General features: G+C 53.1%; 14 protein-coding genes. All 14 read left to right on the top strand.

The features are described from left to right. Positions 1-135: 135 nt before the first annotated feature. The 14 genes from DQG23_RS00555 (at position 136) to DQG23_RS00620 (ending at position 19,243) form a co-directional block, all read left to right on the top strand. A complete protein-coding gene (locus tag DQG23_RS00555; protein ID WP_113028855.1) occupies positions 136-4,464 on the top strand; it encodes a PolC-type DNA polymerase III in 4,329 nt (1,442 codons plus the stop codon). A gap of 362 nt (positions 4,465-4,826) precedes the next feature. Further along, positions 4,827-5,639, top strand: a complete 813-nt coding sequence (locus tag DQG23_RS00560) for a phosphotransferase family protein (protein ID WP_113028856.1) — start codon at positions 4,827-4,829, stop codon at positions 5,637-5,639. 229 nt (positions 5,640-5,868) lie between these two features. Next, the gene (gene rimP / locus DQG23_RS00565; RefSeq protein ID WP_113028857.1) at positions 5,869-6,327 is read left to right on the top strand and encodes a ribosome maturation factor RimP; all 459 of its coding nucleotides are present in this window, start codon (positions 5,869-5,871) and stop codon (positions 6,325-6,327) included. 168 nt (positions 6,328-6,495) lie between these two features. After that, the gene (gene nusA, locus DQG23_RS00570; protein ID WP_113028858.1) at positions 6,496-7,593 is read left to right on the top strand and encodes a transcription termination factor NusA; all 1,098 of its coding nucleotides are present in this window, start codon (positions 6,496-6,498) and stop codon (positions 7,591-7,593) included. 117 nt (positions 7,594-7,710) lie between these two features. Beyond that, complete coding sequence (gene rnpM / locus DQG23_RS00575) at positions 7,711-8,025, top strand: RNase P modulator RnpM (RefSeq protein WP_113028859.1); 315 nt, start codon at positions 7,711-7,713, stop codon at positions 8,023-8,025. Beyond that, a complete protein-coding gene (locus DQG23_RS00580) occupies positions 8,009-8,326 on the top strand; it encodes a YlxQ family RNA-binding protein (protein ID WP_113028860.1) in 318 nt (105 codons plus the stop codon). The genes rnpM and DQG23_RS00580 overlap by 17 nt, the downstream gene beginning before the upstream one ends. 134 nt (positions 8,327-8,460) lie before the next feature. Continuing rightward, on the top strand, positions 8,461-11,550 hold the full coding sequence (gene infB / locus DQG23_RS00585) for a translation initiation factor IF-2 (RefSeq protein WP_113028861.1): 3,090 nt from the start codon (positions 8,461-8,463) through the stop codon (positions 11,548-11,550). Between the two features lie 6 nt (positions 11,551-11,556). Further along, positions 11,557-11,913 (top strand): 30S ribosome-binding factor RbfA, encoded by a 357-nt coding sequence (gene rbfA / locus DQG23_RS00590; protein ID WP_113028862.1) that lies wholly within the window; start codon positions 11,557-11,559, stop codon positions 11,911-11,913. Then, the gene (locus DQG23_RS00595) at positions 11,910-12,902 is read left to right on the top strand and encodes a DHH family phosphoesterase (protein ID WP_113028863.1); all 993 of its coding nucleotides are present in this window, start codon (positions 11,910-11,912) and stop codon (positions 12,900-12,902) included. Before rbfA ends, DQG23_RS00595 begins: the two co-directional genes overlap by 4 nt. Further along, positions 12,899-13,816: a tRNA pseudouridine(55) synthase TruB gene (gene truB, locus DQG23_RS00600; RefSeq protein ID WP_113028864.1), complete on the top strand. Its 918-nt coding sequence runs from the start codon at positions 12,899-12,901 to the stop codon at positions 13,814-13,816. Before DQG23_RS00595 ends, truB begins: the two co-directional genes overlap by 4 nt. 153 nt (positions 13,817-13,969) lie before the next feature. Then, a complete protein-coding gene (locus DQG23_RS00605) occupies positions 13,970-14,917 on the top strand; it encodes a bifunctional riboflavin kinase/FAD synthetase (protein ID WP_113028865.1) in 948 nt (315 codons plus the stop codon). Positions 14,918-15,117: 200 nt separating this feature from the next. Beyond that, complete coding sequence (gene rpsO, locus DQG23_RS00610; RefSeq protein WP_113028866.1) at positions 15,118-15,387, top strand: 30S ribosomal protein S15; 270 nt, start codon at positions 15,118-15,120, stop codon at positions 15,385-15,387. Positions 15,388-15,815: 428 nt separating this feature from the next. Further along, positions 15,816-17,930, top strand: a complete 2,115-nt coding sequence (pnp, locus tag DQG23_RS00615) for a polyribonucleotide nucleotidyltransferase (RefSeq protein WP_113028867.1) — start codon at positions 15,816-15,818, stop codon at positions 17,928-17,930. Between the two features lie 278 nt (positions 17,931-18,208). Further along, positions 18,209-19,243, top strand: a complete 1,035-nt coding sequence (locus tag DQG23_RS00620) for a polysaccharide deacetylase family protein (protein WP_113028868.1) — start codon at positions 18,209-18,211, stop codon at positions 19,241-19,243. Positions 19,244-19,314 lie beyond the last annotated feature (71 nt).

The raw sequence follows: 19,314 nt of genomic DNA on the forward strand, positions 1-19,314 counted from the left end.
GAGCAGGTAAAGAGTTGCAAATGAGTTGTTGTTTTTGTTTGGCAGCAGTACCTTTTCTAACGGAAAGCTTAAGCGGCTTATTTGTGGCTGCCGCTGCACAGCAACTTTTCAGACGAAAAGTTTTAGGAGGAAGCGATGGGTAACGGAAACGACAAACGGAGCCGCTTTGAGATGCTTGTCAGTCAAGCCGGCGTTCCTGCTGAAATCATAAACACCTATTTTGCCGCTTGTACGATCGAGCAGGTTGAGGTTAGCCGCTCCAATCGCGAATGGCTGTTTCATCTGCAGAACGGGGTACTCGTGCCTCATGATATTTACCGTTCCTTCACGGGTTTGATCCGGGACAAGCTTGCTCATATCGCCGGTATTCGTTTTTTGATGCGATATGACGATTCGATAGGGAGCCCGGAAATTGCCGAGCAGTACTGGGGGATGCTGATCGAGTGGATGCAGCGAAATGCAGGCTCCTTCAACGGCTGGCTGTCCAAGGCGAAGGTCGATGCGCAGGGCTCGATATTGACATTAAAGCTCCTCGACGCAGTAGGACTGGAGCTGGCGCGCAAAAAGCAGATGGATCAGTGGATACGGCGTTTTTATACGGAGCATTTTGCCCGCGACTTCGATGTTAAGCTTACGATTAACGAGTCCAGTTACGAGGAATATGAGAAATTCGCTCAAAAAATCGTTGAGGAAGAGCGGACGGTTACCCAAGAGATCGTCACATCGATCGAGAAAGAAGCGGAATCCGAGCTCGTATCGGATGCGGAGCTGAAGCTTATGATCGGATACGAGATTAAAGAGCCTCCGGTACCGATCCAGACGATTAGAGAAGAAGAGAAGAAAACGACGATTCAAGGGATGGTTTTCGGCTTCGAGATGAAGGAGCTGCGGAACGGCTCGACGCTGTTTCAATTCAGCGTGACGGATTATACGGACTCCATCATGATCAAAGCGTTCGCGCGCACGAAAGATGACGTCAAGATTTACAGCTTGATCAGCAACGGCAAATGGCTCAAGCTGCGCGGCAAGGTGGAATATGACCGTTTTATGCAGCCGCCCGAGCTGATGATGATTCCTTCCGACGTCGTCGAGGTGATGCCCCCGAAGGAAAGAACCGACAATGCGGAAGTGAAACGGGTGGAGTTTCACCTCCATTCGACGATGAGCACGATGGATGCGGTCACGCCGATCGATCAATATATTAAGACGGCCGCCAAGTGGGGACATAAAGCGATCGCCATTACGGATCATAGCGGCGTACAATCGTTTCCGGAGGCCGGCAAAGCGGCCAAAAAGCACGGCATCAAAATGCTGTACGGCGTGGAAGCGAACGTTGTGAACGATGCGGTGCCGATCGTGCTGCAGGAACGGGAGCAGGCTTTGGCGGATGCGACCTATGTCGTTTTCGACGTGGAGACAACGGGTTTGTCCGTCATCAACAACAAAATCATCGAGCTTGCCGGCGTAAAAATGAAGGACGGCAAAGAAATCGACCGATTCGCGACCTTCATCGACCCGCACGAAAAGATTCCGTACCATATCAGCCAATTGACGAATATTACCGATGAAATGGTGCGAGGGGCTCCCGACATTGCGGAAAAACTGCCCGAGTTTATCGAGTTTATCGGCGATGCCGTGCTTGTCGCGCATAACGCGAAGTTCGATATGGGCTTTCTTCAAGCGAACTTGAAACGGCTGGGGCTTCCGGAATGTCCGAATCCTGCGCTCGATACGCTGGAGCTCGCAAGACTGTTGTTCCCATCGATGAAAAATCATAGGCTGAACACCTTATCGGATAAGTTCAAGGTAAGCCTGGAAAACCATCACCGCGCCATAGACGACTCGATCGCACTTGGACATGTGCTGTTCAATCTGATCAAAGAGGCGGCAGACCGCGGCATTACGGAGCTGCAGCGGCTTAACGATTATGTAGGTAAGGATTTGAGCAACACAAGGCCTTTTCATTGCTGCATTTATGCGCGAACGCAAGAGGGCAAAAAGAACTTATACCAGCTTATTTCGATGTCTCATACCGAGCATTATCATCGCGTGCCCTGCATCCCCAAAAGCAAGCTTGCCGCGATGCGTGAAGGACTTCTGGTCATTTCCGGCTGTGAGAAAGGCGAGTTTTTCGAAACCGTGCTGAACAAAACGATGGAGGAGGCCGAGCAGGTCGCGGATTTTTATGACGTGCTTGAAATTCAGCCGGTCGATCTGTACATGCACTTGGTCGAGAAAGGGCTCGTGGGCAGCAAGGAAGAGATTGAGCAAGCTCTTCGCCGCGTCTGCGATATTGCGTACAAGCAGAACAAGATGGTCATCGCCACAGGCAACGTGCATTACTTGCATCCTCATGAAAAATTGAACCGGGACATCACGATCCACGGGATCACGGGCTTCAGTCCGTTGAAGGATATTCGCAAGCCGGACGTGCATTTCCGCACGACGGACGAAATGCTGCGCGAGTTCCAATTCCTTGGCGAAACGAAAGCTTTCGAAGTCGTCGTCAAAAACACGAACGATCTGGCGGATCAATTTGAAGAAATTCAGCTCTTTCCGAAAAAAGGCGGCCCGACAGACAACGGCCTGTTCTCGCCAATCTTCGAAGGTGCAGATGAAGAAATTCGCGATACATGCTACAAAACGGCGGTAGACATGTACGGCGAACCGCTTTCCGAGCTGATCGTGGCCCGGTTGGAGAAAGAGCTGAAGCCGATTATCCAGTACGGCTTCTCCGCCAACTATCTCATCTCGGAAAAGCTGGTTAAAAAATCGAATGCGGACGGTTATCTCGTCGGCTCGCGGGGATCGGTAGGCTCGTCGTTCGTTGCGACAATGCTCGGTATATCCGAGGTTAATCCGCTTCCGCCCCACTATATATGTCGCTCATGTAAACACAGCGAGTTTTTTACGGACGGAAGCATCGGCTCCGGCTTCGACCTTCCTGATAAGCTGTGCCCGAATTGCGGCGAGAAGTTGAAAGGGGAAGGCCAGGATATTCCGTTTGAGACTTTCTTGGGCTTTAAAGGCGATAAGGTTCCCGATATCGACTTGAACTTCTCGGGCGAATACCAGCCTGAAGCGCATAACTATACGAAGGTGCTGTTCGGCCCCAAAAGCGTATTCCGCGCCGGTACGATCGGAACGGTCGCAGAGAAGACGGCTTTCGGCTTCGTCAAGAAGTTCGAGGAGGATAAAGGGAAAAGCTGGCGATTGGCCGAGGTTAACCGGCTTGCGCTCGGATGTACCGGCGTGAAGCGGAGTACGGGGCAGCATCCGGGCGGCATTGTAGTCGTACCGGACTATATCGATGTCGAAGACATCACGCCCGTGCAATTTCCGGCGGACGATCAAAGCTCGGAATGGAAAACGACGCATTTCGATTATCACGCCTTTGACGAGAACCTGCTTAAGCTCGATATACTCGGACACGACGATCCGACGATGATGCGGATGCTGCAGGATTTGACCGGCGTCGATCCGACGACGATCCCGATGAACGATGCAAAGGCGATGAGCATTTTCAGCTCGACTGACGCGCTTGACGTCAGCCCCGAACAAATTCGGACGCCTGTCGCCACGTATGGCGTACCGGAGATGGGAACGAAGTTCGTTCGGCAAATGCTTGAGGAAACGAGGCCGCAAACGTTCGCGGACTTGCTGCAAATTTCCGGCTTGTCGCACGGTACGGGCGTTTGGCTCGGCAATGCCCAAGAGCTGATCCGCAAAGGGACATGCACGATCAAGACCGTTATCGGCTGCCGGGACGACATTATGCTTTTCTTGATTTATAAAGCGGGAATGGATGCCGGCCTCGCATTCAAAATTACGGAGAGCGTGCGTAAGGGTAAAGGGCTGACGCCGGAGTGGAAGGAAGATATGAAAAAGCATAATGTGCCCGCATGGTACATCGAGTCCTGCGAACGTATCGAATATATGTTCCCGCGCGCGCATGCTTCGGCTTATGTTATTTCCGCCGTCCGCACGGCTTACTTCAAGGTCTATTATCCGCTTCAATATTATGCGACGTATTTCTCGGTTCGCGCGTCCGACTTTGACGTCGAGCTGTTTTGCCAAGGCTACGATGCGATCCTTCGCAAGCTGATCGAAATCGAAGAAAAAGGGTTTCAGGCGACGACGAAGGAGAAAGGGATGATTTCCATCCTGGAAATGGCGCTCGAAATGACGGCGCGCGGGTTTACGTTCAAGCCGATCAACTTGTACACCTCGCATGCCAGCAAGTTTTTGCTGGAGGGCGATTCGCTGCTTCCGCCGTTCTCGGCCATCCAAGGCATCGGCGATAATGCCGCGAAGCAGATTGCGGCCGCCAAGGACGATGGCGATTTCCTTTCTATCGAGGATTTCCAGCAGCGCTCCAAAGCTTCGAAAACGATTGTCGAAATATTAAACGGGATGGGATGCTTCCGGGGATTGCCGGAGTCGAACCAGCTGTCGCTATTCTAAATCTTTTCAAAAAGACTTCGACCCCTCCTAAATCCTCCCCTTCCACAGCGCTTCGACTTCAAAGTGTTTATTGAATCGAAGCGCCAAGGTGAGGACCCCAAAGGGCGCCGCCCTCTGGACTCCCGCCAAGGGCCCTGCCCTCGGACTCCCGAACACTGAGGGCCTCGCCCTCAGCCTCCCAAGTCAAAGGACGAGGGAGTGACCTTTGGCGGGGAAATTATACAATGAGCAACCAATCGTCTTTTTGTATTTGGATAAGAGACTAAATCTGAAGCTGAAGCTGCATGGCTATCCTTTCTGCTTGCAATGTAGACTTCAAGTCATGATTTAGCTTATACAGACGGACCCGAAGGAGGACTCTCATGTCACTCGGGATCAAAATCGGCGAAGGAAATACGGCGGAGATTTTTGCCTGGGGAGACGGGAAGGTTATCAAGCTGTTTCGGGAATTTATGCCTCGGTCGACTATCGAACAGGAATGGAGCGTCAGCCAAGCGATATTGAGCGCCGGGCTGCCTGTTCCCCGCGTGTTCGGTTTGGAAGAGGTCGACGGCAAAACCGGAATTATTTATGAGCGCATCGGTGCTTCCAGCATGCTGGAGCGGCTGCTCGAAAATCCCGCGCTTGCCGAAGAAATGGGCTGTCGCATGGCGGTGTTACACGCAGCTATGCATAGTCGGATAGATGTGCGGAGAATGACGAGCCAGAAGAACGCCCTTGAAAAAGCAATCCTTCATGCCGATCTTTTGCAGGATAAGGAAAAGGACGAGATCGTTGCCCGACTGCATAAGCTGCCTGAAGGCAAATCCCTATGTCATGGCGATTTTCATCCTGGGAACGTTTTGCTGGGCAAAAGCGGGCCGATCGTCATCGATTGGAGCACAGGGGTTGCGGGCAATGCGTCGGCCGATGCGATGCGCACCAGGATGATGCTTGAACATGCCGTACTGCCGCCCGAAACGGCTGGGGACTGGAGCCGTCGCCTGGAAGCGATCAGGATGAAGCTGTGCAAGGCCTATCTGGAGGGTTACTTGAAGCTGACAGAGACGGATAAAGAAAGCATCGAAGAATGGGAATTGCCGGTTGCTGCCGCCCGACTGGACGAAGGGGTGCCTGCAGAAGAGAAGCGGATATTGACCGATCGAATCCGTGCGCTTTTGCATTCGCATGCATGACGTTTATCGATGTCGGGCACAGGGAAACATGCCTAATGATAGCGAAATTCCGCTTTCATTTTGTTTTCATGGCCTATTGTGTTTGGATAAATGACTATGCTATAATATTTTTGGTAATCATCTTGATAGGTATGCGTATCCGAGAGTGGGGAAACCCACTCTTTACATTTTGTATTGGGCTGTTTGCGGTTATGGACAGCTAGCTTATAGCAAGAAAGGGGGCAAGACCATGAGTTCGCAAGTGAAAACGATCGTTGAGCCGATGCTTGTGCCGTATTTGGAGGAAGGTGGGTTCGAGCTCGTTGACATTGAATATGTAAAGGAAGGCAGCAACTGGTTTCTTCGCGTATATGTAGATAAAGAAGGCGGAATCGACATTGACGATTGCGGGCGTATCAGCGAATTCCTGAGCGCAAAGCTCGACGAAGAAGATCCGATACCGAGCGCTTATTTTCTCGAGGTGTCCTCGCCGGGGGCCGAAAGGCCGCTTCGCAAACCGGAAGATTACCGCAAGGCGATCGATAAACACGTGTTCGTTACTACATACGAACCGATTGACGGTTTGAAGGAATTCGAAGGCAAACTACTCGCTTACGACGAAGAGAAGCTGTCGATTCAAATCGGCAAGAAGCAGCACGACCTGCCGGCGGCGAAAGTGGCCAGCGCAAGGCTCGCAGTCGTTTTCTAGCAATTGTAGAAGCGCTCTAATGCTGCGGTAAGCGCCGCAAGCGTTATCCTTGGCGCACAACAAACACCAGGCAGAACAGGGCGGTTTCGTTTGCATCGACAAGCGGAACCGTTCGCATAATTTCAAGAGAATCGATGTTTACTAATTGAAAGGGGGAGCTTCAGGCAAATGAACACTGATTTTATAGATGCGTTGCATGAGATTGAATCAACCAAAGGGATAAGCAAGGATATTTTGATTGAGGCGATCGAGGCGGCACTCATTTCCAGCTACAAACGCAATTTCAATACGGCGCAAAACGTGCGCGTCGATATCAATCGTCACACAGGGGTAATTCGGGTATATGCCCGCAAAAATGTCGTCGACGAAGTGCTTGATCCCCGTTTGGAAATCTCGCTTGATGCGGCGCGTGAAATCAATCTGAATTATCAGCATGACGATATCGTCGAAATCGAAGTGACGCCTCGCGACTTCGGACGCATTGCGGCCCAGACGGCTAAGCAAGTCGTCACACAGCGCATTCGCGAAGCGGAGCGCGGGCTGATCTATAACGCTTTTATCGAGAAAGAGGAAGACATCGTCACCGGTATCGTGCAGCGTCAGGATACGCGCAACGTTTATGTCGATCTAGGCAAGGTGGAGGCGGTGCTGCCGCTGACCGAGCTGATGCCGACGGAGAAGTTCAAGCACGGCGACCGGATCAAAGCATACATTACTAAGGTTGACAACACGCCTAAAGGGCCGCAAATTATTTTGTCGCGTACTCATCCCGGCTTGCTGAAGCGGCTTTTCGAGCTGGAAGTTCCGGAAATTTTCGACGGCGTCGTGGAAATTCGTTCCGTAGCGCGCGAAGCCGGCTTCCGCTCCAAAATCGCGGTTCATTCCCGTAACGCCGAAGTGGATCCGGTAGGATCCTGCGTAGGGCAAAAAGGGCTTCGCGTTCAAACGATCGTCGGCGAACTGAAGGGCGAGAAGATCGATATCGTCAGATGGTCCGAAAGCGTCGAGGAATACGTGGCGAATGCGCTAAGTCCGTCCAAGGTGCTGGAAGTGAACGTTTTCGAATCGGAGAAAATGTGCCGCGTGATCGTTCCCGATTATCAGTTGTCGCTTGCGATCGGCATCAAGGGGCAAAATGCCCGTCTTGCCGCTAAGCTGACCGGCTGGAAGATCGACATCAAAAGCGAGACGCAGGCCGAGCAAGAATTCGGAAGACCGAAAGACGCATCGGAAGAAATGCATCAGGACTCGGTCAGCATCGACTGATTTTTGTCTGACTCCGGTTCGCATTGTAGCCGTTTGGGCCCGGATGCTGTGAAAAATGCCGTTGGCCGTTAAGCAAAGAGCAATGCTTTCGGCCGTAACAGGGTTGGTGATAGAACGATGAGAACGAAAAAAATACCGCTGCGCAAATGCGTAGCCTGCCAGGAAATGATGCCCAAAAAAGAATTGATCAGAGTCGTTCGAACGCCGGACGAACAAGTATTGATCGATTTAAGCGGCAAAAAATCGGGCCGAGGCGCATATTTGTGCGGGAAGCTGTCCTGCTTCAAGCTGGCCAAAAAGAGCAAAGCGCTGGACCGGGCTTTAAAGCATACGGTCAGCCTAGAACTTTACGATCAGCTGGCAAGCGATTTTGTTAAAGTGGAAGATGAGTTTTTATTGGCCAAAGAATCGGAGAATGACGATGAAGAATAAAGTGTTCTCAAACCTCGGTTTGGCTATGAGAGCTGGCAAGCTCGTAACCGGCGACGAAAGCGTGCTGGAAGCGGTCAGGTCCGGCGAGGCGAAACTGGTCGTAGTGGCGGAGGATGCATCGGATAACACCCGAAAGAAAATCGCGGATAAATGCTCGTTTTACGAGGTTCCGCTATTCGTATACGGCAGCCGAAACGAGCTTGGGGGGAGCATCGGCAAACCCGAGCGGGTCGTCATGGCGGTAACCGACGCTGGATTTGCGAAGCTGATCGGCGATCGGCTTCACCCTTCGGCCGAATGATGCGGGGGGCGGAACCGGCAATAAGAGCGGATGCTGGAGGGTGGAGCCGTTGCGCCTTTTGGGAACGGACGAAGCCGCGTACGAGAGCGGTGAAAGGTATGTAGGGTCTGGAAAATCTTCGGAGGTGGAACAATTTGAGTAAACAAGACAATAAAGATAATAAAGATAAACTACGCGTGTACGAATATGCCAAATCACTGAATATGAGCAGCAAGGAGATCATCACGATATTGAAACGTACAGGAATTGAAGTCAACAACCATATGAGCGTTATGGAAAATTCGGCAGTGGAATCGGTAGAGAAGTTTTTCCGCGATGTAAAAGCGAACGCGGCAGCCAAACGGGCGGCGAACGACCGCACGGGAGCACCTGCCGGCCAATCGGCGCCTTCGCAAGCCAAGCCTCAACAGCCGGCTCAATCGCAAGAGCGTCCGCAAGCGCAAAGCCAGCGTCCTGCAGGAAATACCGGCGGCGGTCAAGATCGTCCGCAAGGCGGCCAGCAAGAGCAGCGCCAGCCTCAGCAAACGGCGCAAGTGCATGCAGCGGGTCAATCCCAACAGCAGCAGCCGCAAAGCGAGCAAGCTCAACCGCAAACGCAGCAAGCGCAGCAAACGCAAAGCCAATCCGCACAGCCGCAAGGACAGCGTCCGCAAGGCGGCGGATACGATCGTCAGCAAGGCAATCGCGGCCAGGGCGGCCAAGGACAACGTCGCGAGTATAGCGGCGGAGGCCAGGGCGGCCAAGGGCAGCGCTACGGCGGAGGCCAGGGCGGTCAAGGCGGCCAAGGTCAACGCTATGGCGGGGGCCAGGGCGGTCAAGGCGGCCAAGGGCAGCGTTACGGCGGAGGCCAGGGTGGCCAAGGCGGTCAAGGTGGCCAAGGACAGCGCTACGGCGGAGGCCAGGGTGGCCAAGGCGGTCAAGGCGGCCAAGGACAACGTTATGGCGGAGGCCAGGGCGGTCAAGGCGGTCAAGGGCAGCGCTACGGCGGAGGCCAAGGCGGTCAGGGCGGCCAAGGTCAAGGACAACGCTACGGCGGAGGCCAAGGCGGTCAAGGTCAAGGCCAACGTTTCGGCGGAGGCCAGGGTGGCCAAGGCGGTCAAGGAGGCGGTCAAGGCGGTTTTCAGCGTCGTCCCGACCAGAACCGTCCATCAAGCGGACCGGGCGGAGCGCGTCCTGCAGCAAGCGGAGCTCCTGCGCAATCTTCGCAGCCGCAGCGCCAGCGTTTCGATAACAATCGTCCCGAGAACCGCGGACCGAACCGTTCCACGCGTCCGACCTTCGTGCCGAGCGCGCAGGTGGGGGATCACGATGATGTGACCATCGGTAAGACACAAAGAAAAACGAAGCCTACACAAACCCGCTTCGACGATAATAAATCGAAGGGCGGCCAAGGCAAGGGCGGCCGTTTCGGCGCCAAAGGCCGTCAGCAACAGCAGCAGCAAGTAAGGAAAGAGAAAGTCGACAATACGCCGAAAAAAGTAATCGTCCGCGAAAAAACGATGACCGTCGGCGAAGTGGCGAAGCTGCTTCATAAAGACGTTTCGGAAGTGATCAAGAAGCTTCTCCTTATGGGCGTCATGGCGACAATCAACCAAGAGGTCGACATCGATACGATCCAATTGATCGCGACGGAGTTCGGCGTTGAGGAAGTGGAAGTGAAAATTCCGGTCGACGAAGAAAACTTCGAATTGTTCGAAGAGAAGGATGAAGAAACCGATCTTCAGGAACGTCCTCCGGTCGTTACGATCATGGGTCACGTCGACCACGGTAAAACGACTCTGCTTGACGCCATCCGCTCTACGAACGTCTCCGAGGGAGAAGCGGGCGGCATTACGCAGCACATCGGCGCATACCAAGTCGAAATTAACGGCAAAAAAATTACGTTCCTCGATACGCCGGGTCACGAAGCGTTTACGTCCATGCGTGCGCGGGGCGCTCAAGTTACGGACATTACGATTATCGTCGTAGCTGCAGATGACGGTGTCATGCCGCAGACTGTGGAAGCGATCAACCATGCAAAAGCTGCGAACGTGCCGATCATTATTGCGGTCAACAAAATCGATAAACCGGACGCCAACCCGGATCGTATCAAGCAAGAGCTGACCGAATACGAGCTTGTGCCGGAAGAGTGGGGCGGCGATACGATTTTCGTCAACCTGTCTGCGAAGCAGCGTACCAATCTGGAGCAGCTGCTTGAGATGATCCTGCTCGTTTCCGAAGTGCAGGAGCTTAAAGCGAATCCGGACAAACGCGCCCGCGGTACGGTTATCGAAGCGGAGCTTGACAAAGGCAAAGGCCCAGTCGCTCGCGTCCTGATCCAACACGGAACGCTGCGCGTCGGCGACAGCTTCGTAGCGGGCGTCAACTTCGGCCGGGTGCGTGCGATGGTCAATGACAGAGGCAAAAGACTCAAAGAGGCTCCGCCTTCAACGCCTGTCGAAATTACAGGCCTCACGGAAGTGCCGCAAGCCGGCGATCCGTTCATGGTGTACGAGGATGAGCGCAAAGCAAGAGAAGTCGCTCAGATGCGTTCGACGACGCTCCGTCAGTCGGAGATGGGCGCGAATTCCCGCGTAACGCTTGAGGATCTGTACAAGAACATCAAAGAAGGCGAAATCAAAGACCTGAACGTGATCATCAAAGCCGACGTACAAGGCTCCGTAGAGGCGCTCAAGGGCTCCCTCGCCAAGATCGAAGTCGAAGGCGCGCGCGTCAAAATCATCCATATGGGTGCAGGCGCGATTACGGAATCCGATATCATTCTGGCATCGGCGTCGAATGCGATCATCATCGGCTTCAACGTTCGTCCAGAGCCTCGCGTAACGGAGCTTGCCGAACAGGAGAAAGTGGACATTCGCCTGCATCGCGTTATTTACAGCGTGATCGAAGAGATCGAAGCAGCTATGAAAGGCATGCTTGATCCGGTCTACAAAGAAAGTGTTATCGGCCATGCCGAAATCCGCAACACGTTTAAAGTGACGAAAGTCGGCGTCATTGCCGGTTGTATGGTTATAGACGGTAAAATGCAGCGCAACGCCGAAGCGCGTCTTATCCGCGGCGGAATCGTCGTATACGAAGGTAAGCTGGATTCCCTCAAACGCTTCAAGGACGATGCGAAAGAAGTTGCGCAAGGGTACGAATGCGGGATAACGCTCGAACGTTTCAACGACCTTAAAGAAGGGGATATTATTGAGGCGTTCGTAATGGAAACCGTCGAGAGGTGATGTTAGATGGCAAAGGTTCGAACTGGCAGAGTCGGCGAACAAATCAAGAAAGAACTTACGACTATACTTCAGACGGAGTTTAAGGATCCCCGCGTCGGTTTTCTGACGATAACGGGCGTCGAAGCTACGAATGATCTGTCGCAAGCGAAAGTATATCTGAGCGTATTCGGTACCGACGAGCAGAAGGAGAACACGTTAAAGGCGCTTGCAAGCGGGACGGGATTCATCCGCAAGGAGCTCGGCAAAAGAATTCGTCTGCGCGTCGTACCGGAATTGATTTTTAAATTCGACACGTCGATCGAGTATGGCAGCCGGATCGAATCGCTGCTCGGCAAGCTGAACGAGGAGAAGCCGGAAGCATGACGATACCGTCGACCTCCTATCAGCGGCAATTGTCGATGGCGGCCGATTTTATTCGCGAGCATGACGATTTCTTGGTGGTATCCCATTTGAACCCTGATGGAGATGCCGCCAGCTCGACGCTCGCAGTCGGGTGGATGCTGGAACGGTTGAACAAAACATTCATCATGATTAATGAAGGACCGGTTCCGCCTAAATTCGATTGCTTGTGGGGGCACGGGCGAATCGTCGATAATTCCGAAGCCAAGCCCGAAAGGACGTTTCGTCATATTATCAGCGTAGACTGCGCGGACTTCGCAAGAATCGGCGATGTAAGCCAGCTTTTTGCGGAGGACGCGGTCTTGCTGAATATCGATCATCATCCTACGAATGACGGCTTCGGTTCCGTTCAGCTTATTAAGCCGGACGCTGCGGCAACGGCGGAGATCTTATACGATTTGGCCGTAAGTCTCGGGATGAAGTGGGACGAGGCGTTATGCAGATGCATATATACGGGGATGTTGACCGATACGGGAGGATTCCGTTATTCGAATACGACTCCGAACGTCATGCGGATTGCAGCGGAAATGATCCAGCACGGCGTCAAAGGCCATGAACTGGCCGAAAGACTCTTGGAAAATCTTACGCTTGCACAAGTAATCTTGCTTCGCAAGGCGCTTGAAAGCCTGGCATTCGCAAACGACCGCCAAATCGCTTGGATTTCGGTGACGCGGGACGATATGACGGAAGCCCGAGCAACCAAAGAGGATTCCGAGGGGCTGGTCAATTATCCCCGCAATATCGAAGGTGTTGAAGTGGGCATATTGTTCCGCGAGGCCAATGAGCATACCGTGAAAGTCAGTTTGCGGTCGGCGAGCCGCGTCGATGTTTCGGCAATCGCTCAGGTTTTCGGCGGAGGCGGGCATGTTCGGGCTTCCGGATGCACGGTCGAGGGTACGATCGAACAGGTAGTCGAACGCGTGGTTAAGGAAGTAGGTCAGGTACTCGGATGAGTTTTGAAGGTGTTTTGCCGGTTTGGAAACCGGTTGATTTCACATCGCATGATGTAGTGGCAAAGGTTCGCGGCATACTGGGCGTAAAGCGCATCGGGCATACGGGTACGTTAGATCCGAAAGTGACCGGCGTGCTGCCGCTCTGCATCGGCAGGGCGACGCGCGTCGTCGAATACATACAAGATCTGCCGAAGCAGTATGAAGCGACATTGACCGTCGGCTATGCTACGGATACGGAGGATGCGACCGGACAAGTGATCGCAGAAGCGGAACGCGTAGAAATTACCGCTGAACAGGCGGAGCGCGTTATACGCTCTTTTGTCGGCGTCATCAGCCAGGTTCCGCCGATGTATTCCGCCGTCAAGGTGGATGGCAAACGGCTCTACGAGCTTGCGAGACTCGGCAAAGAAGTAGAACGCAAAGCGCGTAATGTCGAAATATACGGCATAAACTTGCTGTCCATGGACTTGGACAGGAGGCATCCGGAAATACGGTTTCGCGTCGATTGCTCGAAGGGAACGTACATTCGCACTTTGTGTGCGGATATCGGACAAGCGCTCGGTTACCCGGCCGTCATGTCCGATTTGGTGCGAACGGCCACCGGCTCGATGACGAAAGAGAATTGCTTGACCTTGGAGGATATCGGCCGACTGGTAAAGGAAGGACAGCTTCAGTCGAAGCTGATCGATACCGCTGCCGCCATTCCGCATGTTCCGGCGTTATCCGTAACCGATAAGGAAGCCGCAGACGCGCTTCAAGGCAAGAAGATTCGGCCGGCGGCGCCTCCTGCAGAAGTGCCGGACGACCGGTTATTCCGTCTGTTTGCGCCGGACGGGACGTTCCTCGGTATTTTTCGCTTTGAACCCGATGCAGCGGTATTGCGTCCGGAGAAAGTGTTTTCCGAAGCTAGGTAAATGTCAGAACAGGACGTTGATGAATCGGATGTAGCGGCATACGCTGCCCTTAGGGAGGCGCCCTGCCGCATCGCTCCCGTTCGGAGCGTCCTCATCGGTTGCTCTGGCATCGATGAATCGGCAACTGATTTGGATAGGACAGGTGAGATTCGCATGAATGTTTATCCGTTATCATACCCGTTTGATCTGCCGGAAGGTGCGGTGCCGGAGTCGCAGGTGCTGGCCATCGGCGATTTCGACGGCGTACATCTCGGTCATCAGGAAGTCATCCGCCGCGCGCTCGGCACGGCTCATAAGCTGAATATTCCCGCTTCGATCATGACGTTTGATCCGCACCCGCGGGTCATTCTCGGTCACAGCAAATACGAGCAAACGCTCACGCCGTCGGCGGACAAGCTGGACTTGCTCGAGAAGCTGGGCGTCGCCTCCGTTTATATCGTCCGTTTCGACACGGCCTTCTCGAGGCTGTCCCCTGAAACGTTCGTCGACCAAGTGCTTCGCCGCCTTGCGGTGCAAACGGTTGTCGTCGGCTTCGATTTCCGTTTCGGCTATCAGGGCGAAGGGACTGCGGATACGCTCGGTCTGTTCGGAAAAGGCAGTTTTGCGGTTGAAGTCGTGCGCCCGTTTCATATGGACGGCGATAAGGTAAGCAGCACGCTGATTCGGGAATGCTTGCAGGAAGGCGACAGTCTTCGAACGGAGCAATTGATGGGCAGACTGTATACGATCAGCGGGACGGTCGTTGAAGGGGATAAGCGGGGACGTACGATCGGCTTTCCGACAGCCAACATCGATACGGGAGACGCTTACGTCATTCCGAAACGCGGCGTTTACGCCGTACGGGCCCGTTTAGGCTCGCGGAAGCTTGATGGCGTCATGAACATCGGTTTGAAGCCGACTTTTGCCACGGGTGAAATGAAGCAATCGATCGAGGTTCATCTGTTCGATTTCGACGAAACGATATACGGCCAAGAGCTGACGGTGGAAGTGCTCGATTATTTGCGCGAGGAGCGCAAGTTCGGCTCGGTCGACGAGCTCGTGCGCCAAATCGAACGCGATTCGCTAACGGCACGCGAACGTTTGGCTGCGCATCCGAAATAACGGCGGCGGAAATTGGCGAACTTTCGGATTTTCGTATTTTATAAGATTTCAATTTTACTTTCGCTATTCATATATGATATACTGATTTACGGTCGCGGACGACGAACGTCGTATCGCGCCGAGAACCGCAGCTTGGTTGCTCGTATCACCGACGATTACTGGGCTGACGGCGATTCCATTGATTTAAGGAGGTGAACAGGATGGCATTAGCAGAAGGTCGTAAGCAGCAATTGATCTCGGAGCATAAGGTTCATGAAACCGATACAGGCTCCCCGGAAGTACAAATCGCTATCCTTACGGAAAACATTGTGAACCTTACCAACCACTTGCGGACGCACAAGAAGGATCATCATTCCCGTCGCGGTCTGCTTAAAATGGTCGGTCAGCGCCGCAAATTGCTCGCGTACTTGAAAAACAAGGACGTTAAACGTTACAGCGCACTTATCGAAAAACTCGGATTGCGCAGATAGTAAACGTTCGGAGAAGCAACCTTTGTTCTGCCGTATGGGCTCGCCTGTGCGGTCGACAGGTTGCTTTTTCTTCGTTATAAGAAAGTATGCTTACACCATGGTAAACGCCAGCGTCCAAGACGCCTGCAGGCGTTTTTCCATATATCTCAGAAGTTTGTGCTCTGCCGAGTGTCCGATACCCCCTTTTTCGTGCCTGAACCGACTTTCGCGGATGATAGGCACGAATGACAAAAGTTATTGGTAAGGGGGACATTTACGATCTTTTATTTGTTCAAAAAGAAGGAAATAATGAACAGTGTGCAGAAGTAAAATAAGGTTTGTAACCGACTCGTTTCACCGGAGAATGCCGGACCGGCTTCCGCACGGCGGATGGACGGGCAGCCAGCCGGACAACAGACATTTAAAGCACACGTGGAGGAGGGAAAGCTTTGGAGAAAAAGATTCAAATCGAATTGGCCGGTAGAACGCTCACCTTAGAGACGGGTAGGCTGGCCAAGCAAGCGAATGCAGCCGTTATGGCAAGATATGGCGATACGGCCGTACTATGTACGGTAACAGCTTCGACAGAGCCGAAGGACCTTGATTTTTTTCCTCTAACGGTTAACTATGAGGAAAGACTTTACGCCGTCGGCAAAATTCCAGGCGGTTATGTAAAACGCGAAGGGCGTCCCACGCAAAAAGCGATTTTGGCCAGCCGTCTGACAGACCGGCCGATTCGTCCGCTGTTTCCGGAAGGTTTCCGCAACGACGTTCAAATCGTCAACATCGTTATGAGCGTCGAGCAGGATAACTCGCCTGAAATCGTAGCTATGATCGGCACATCGGCGGCGCTGGCATTGTCGGACGTTCCGTTCAACGGTCCGATCGGCGGCGTTATCGTAGGAAGAGTTGACGGTCAATTCGTCATCAATCCTACCGTCGAACAGTCCGAGAAGGGTGATCTGTACCTCGTCGTAGCGGGAACCAAGGATGCCATCATGATGGTTGAAGCGGAAGCGCGCGAGCTGCCTGAGGAAGTTATGCTTGAAGCGATTATGTTCGGGCATGAGGAAATCAAGAAAATCGTCGGCGCGATCGACCAATTTACGGCGGAGAACGGCAAGCCGAAAATGGAAGTGAAGCTACATAGCGTAGATGAAACGGTTAACGCCGAAGTTCGCGGCTACGCGGCATCACGCCTTGTCGAAGCGGTACGCATTCCTGAGAAGCATGCTCGTCAAGACGCGATCGATGCGGTCAATGCGGAAACTGTGGCTCATTTCACGGAGCAATATGCGGACGACCTCGATAAAATCGACGACGTCAAAGAAGTGCTTTACGATATCGTCAAAGAAGAAGTTCGCCGTTTGATCACGCATGATAAAGTGCGTCCGGACGGAAGAACGCTGTCGGAAATTCGGCCTATCGAATGCGATACCGGTATTCTTGCAAGAACGCACGGTACAGGCTTGTTCACGCGCGGACAAACGCAAGCGCTCAGCGTATGTACGCTCGGTGCGCTTGGCGACGTTCAAATGCTGGACGGCCTTGATCTCGAGGAAACGAAACGGTTTATGCACCATTACAACTTCCCGCCGTTCAGCGTAGGCGAAGCCAGACCGCTGCGCGCTCCGGGTCGTCGGGAAATCGGTCACGGCGCATTGGGCGAGCGGGCGCTTCAGATGGTTCTGCCTTCCGAAACGGAATTCCCGTATACGATCCGCCTTGTATCCGAAGTGCTCGAATCGAACGGTTCGACTTCGCAAGCGAGCATTTGCGCAAGCACGATGGCGATGATGGATGCCGGCGTACCGATCAAAGCGCCTGTAGCGGGCGTGGCGATGGGCCTCATCAAGGACGGCGAGCATGTATCCATCCTGACGGACATCCAAGGCATGGAAGACCATCTCGGCGATATGGACTTCAAGGTTGCCGGCAGCGCGAAGGGCGTAACGGCGATTCAGATGGACATCAAAATCAACGGCATCGACAGAAGCATTTTATCCGAAGCGCTCACGCAAGCCCGCGAAGGACGCATGTTCATTCTCGATAAAATGCTGGCGCATATTTCCGAGCCGAAAAAATCGCTGTCTCCATATGCTCCGAAAATTACGGTCATGCAGATCCATCCGGATAAAATTCGCGAGGTCATCGGCGCAGGCGGTAAGATCATCAACAAGATTATCGAAGAAACCGGCGTAAAAATCGATATCGAGCAGGACGGGAAAGTGTATATCGCGTCTTCGAACGCGGATGCAAACGAACGTGCGAAGCAAATTATCGAAGGCATCGTACGCGAGGTTGTCGTCGGCGAGACTTATTTGGGGACGGTTAAACGCATTGAGAAATTCGGCGCTTTCGTCGAAGTGCTCCCCGGCAAAGAAGGGCTCGTTCATATTTCGCAAATTTCTACGGAGCGCGTTGCCAAAGTCGAAGACGTGTTAAGCATCGGCGATCAAATTACGGTAAAAGTAACGGAAATAGACAATCAAGGCCGTGTCAATTTGTCCCGTAAAGCCACGCTTCCGCAGCAGAGCCAGCAGCAGCCGCAGAAACAGCAATAAGTAAGCACAATTTCAATATTTCACATAAAGAGTCAGAGCAGTCTGTCTCTTTTTTGTTTTGAGGCCGGCAGGGTAGAATGGCTTCCATTTTTGAAGGATCGATACGGACAACTGGTCTATGCAAGTAGACAAGCGCATATGTATGGGACAACGAAGCATCTTAATGTAATGACGGCCGGTTGAATCGCCGGCTTCATTGCGGCTGGAAGCTTGCAGGCTTCGGGCGAATCATACATGCCGATCGTATCCTCGAAATGGAATGGAGAGCTGACAACGCCATGAATCGATTGCTGCGTGCACTCGGCGCGCTAGGTGCCGCCATTTTAATTGCGCAAATTGGGGCCCTAACGGGTGCCGACGATTATATCCGTAACCTAAAGAAGCCTAGTACGGTATACGGTGAAGCGGCCATGCCCGTATTTGCAGCCGGCAAACAGGCCGGCAGAGCAAGCGACGAAGGACAGCGCGAACAGTGGCTGCTTCAGGTGAAAGAAGAAGCGGCCAAACGGAGAATCGAGCCGATCGATGCGAGAGTCGATTCGGTCTGGAAGGCGATTCCCGGATACAACGGTCGGGAAGTCGACTTGGAGCGCACCTTGCAAATTACGAAGCCTTTGACTCCGATCCAGGAGGTTCCATTCGTATATAGGGAGCTGGAGCCGAAGGTTAATCTCGACGATTTAGGCGCTCAGCCGGTATACAAAGGTAATCCGAAAAAACCGATGGTTTCCCTGATGATCAATGTCGCTTGGGGGAACGAATTTATCCCTTCCATGATTGACATATTGAATAAAGAGAACGTTCATGCTACATTTTTCTTTGATGGATCATGGCTCAAGAAAAATATTCCTGTTGCTAAAGAGATCGGAGCAAGCGGCCACGAGCTGTCCAATCATGCCTACTCCCACAAAAATATGAGCCGTCTCGGCAGGCAAGCCGCAATCGAGGAAATAACGAAGACGGAAGCTTTGCTTGAGAAGGAGCTGGGAGTCAAGAACAAACTGTTTGCGCCGCCTTCGGGAGATTTCAACATGCAAACCGTGCAGATTGCGCACGAGCTGAAGCTGAGAACGGTGCTCTGGACGATTGATACGGTGGATTGGAAAGGGCCTCAGCCGGAAGCCATTGTAAGCAAAATAGCCAAAAGGATCGAGCCTGGCGCCATGATTTTGATGCATCCGACGAAATCGTCGAGTGAGGCGCTGGAGGCTATGATCAAAGAAATCAAGCGAAAAGGCTTTGTATTGGGGACTGTAAGCGAATTGCTTTCCCCGAACCGCGTTCCCGATGTGCAGACGACTTTGCTTCAGTAAGCATGGAATCGGCCAAAATTATTGTGGCGCCCCGCAGCTTGATAAACGACCATTCTCCGGCATAGCATAAC

The sequence above is a fragment of the Paenibacillus contaminans genome (genome assembly GCF_003285015.1).
Lineage (GTDB): Bacteria > Bacillota > Bacilli > Paenibacillales > NBRC-103111 > Paenibacillus_V > Paenibacillus_V contaminans.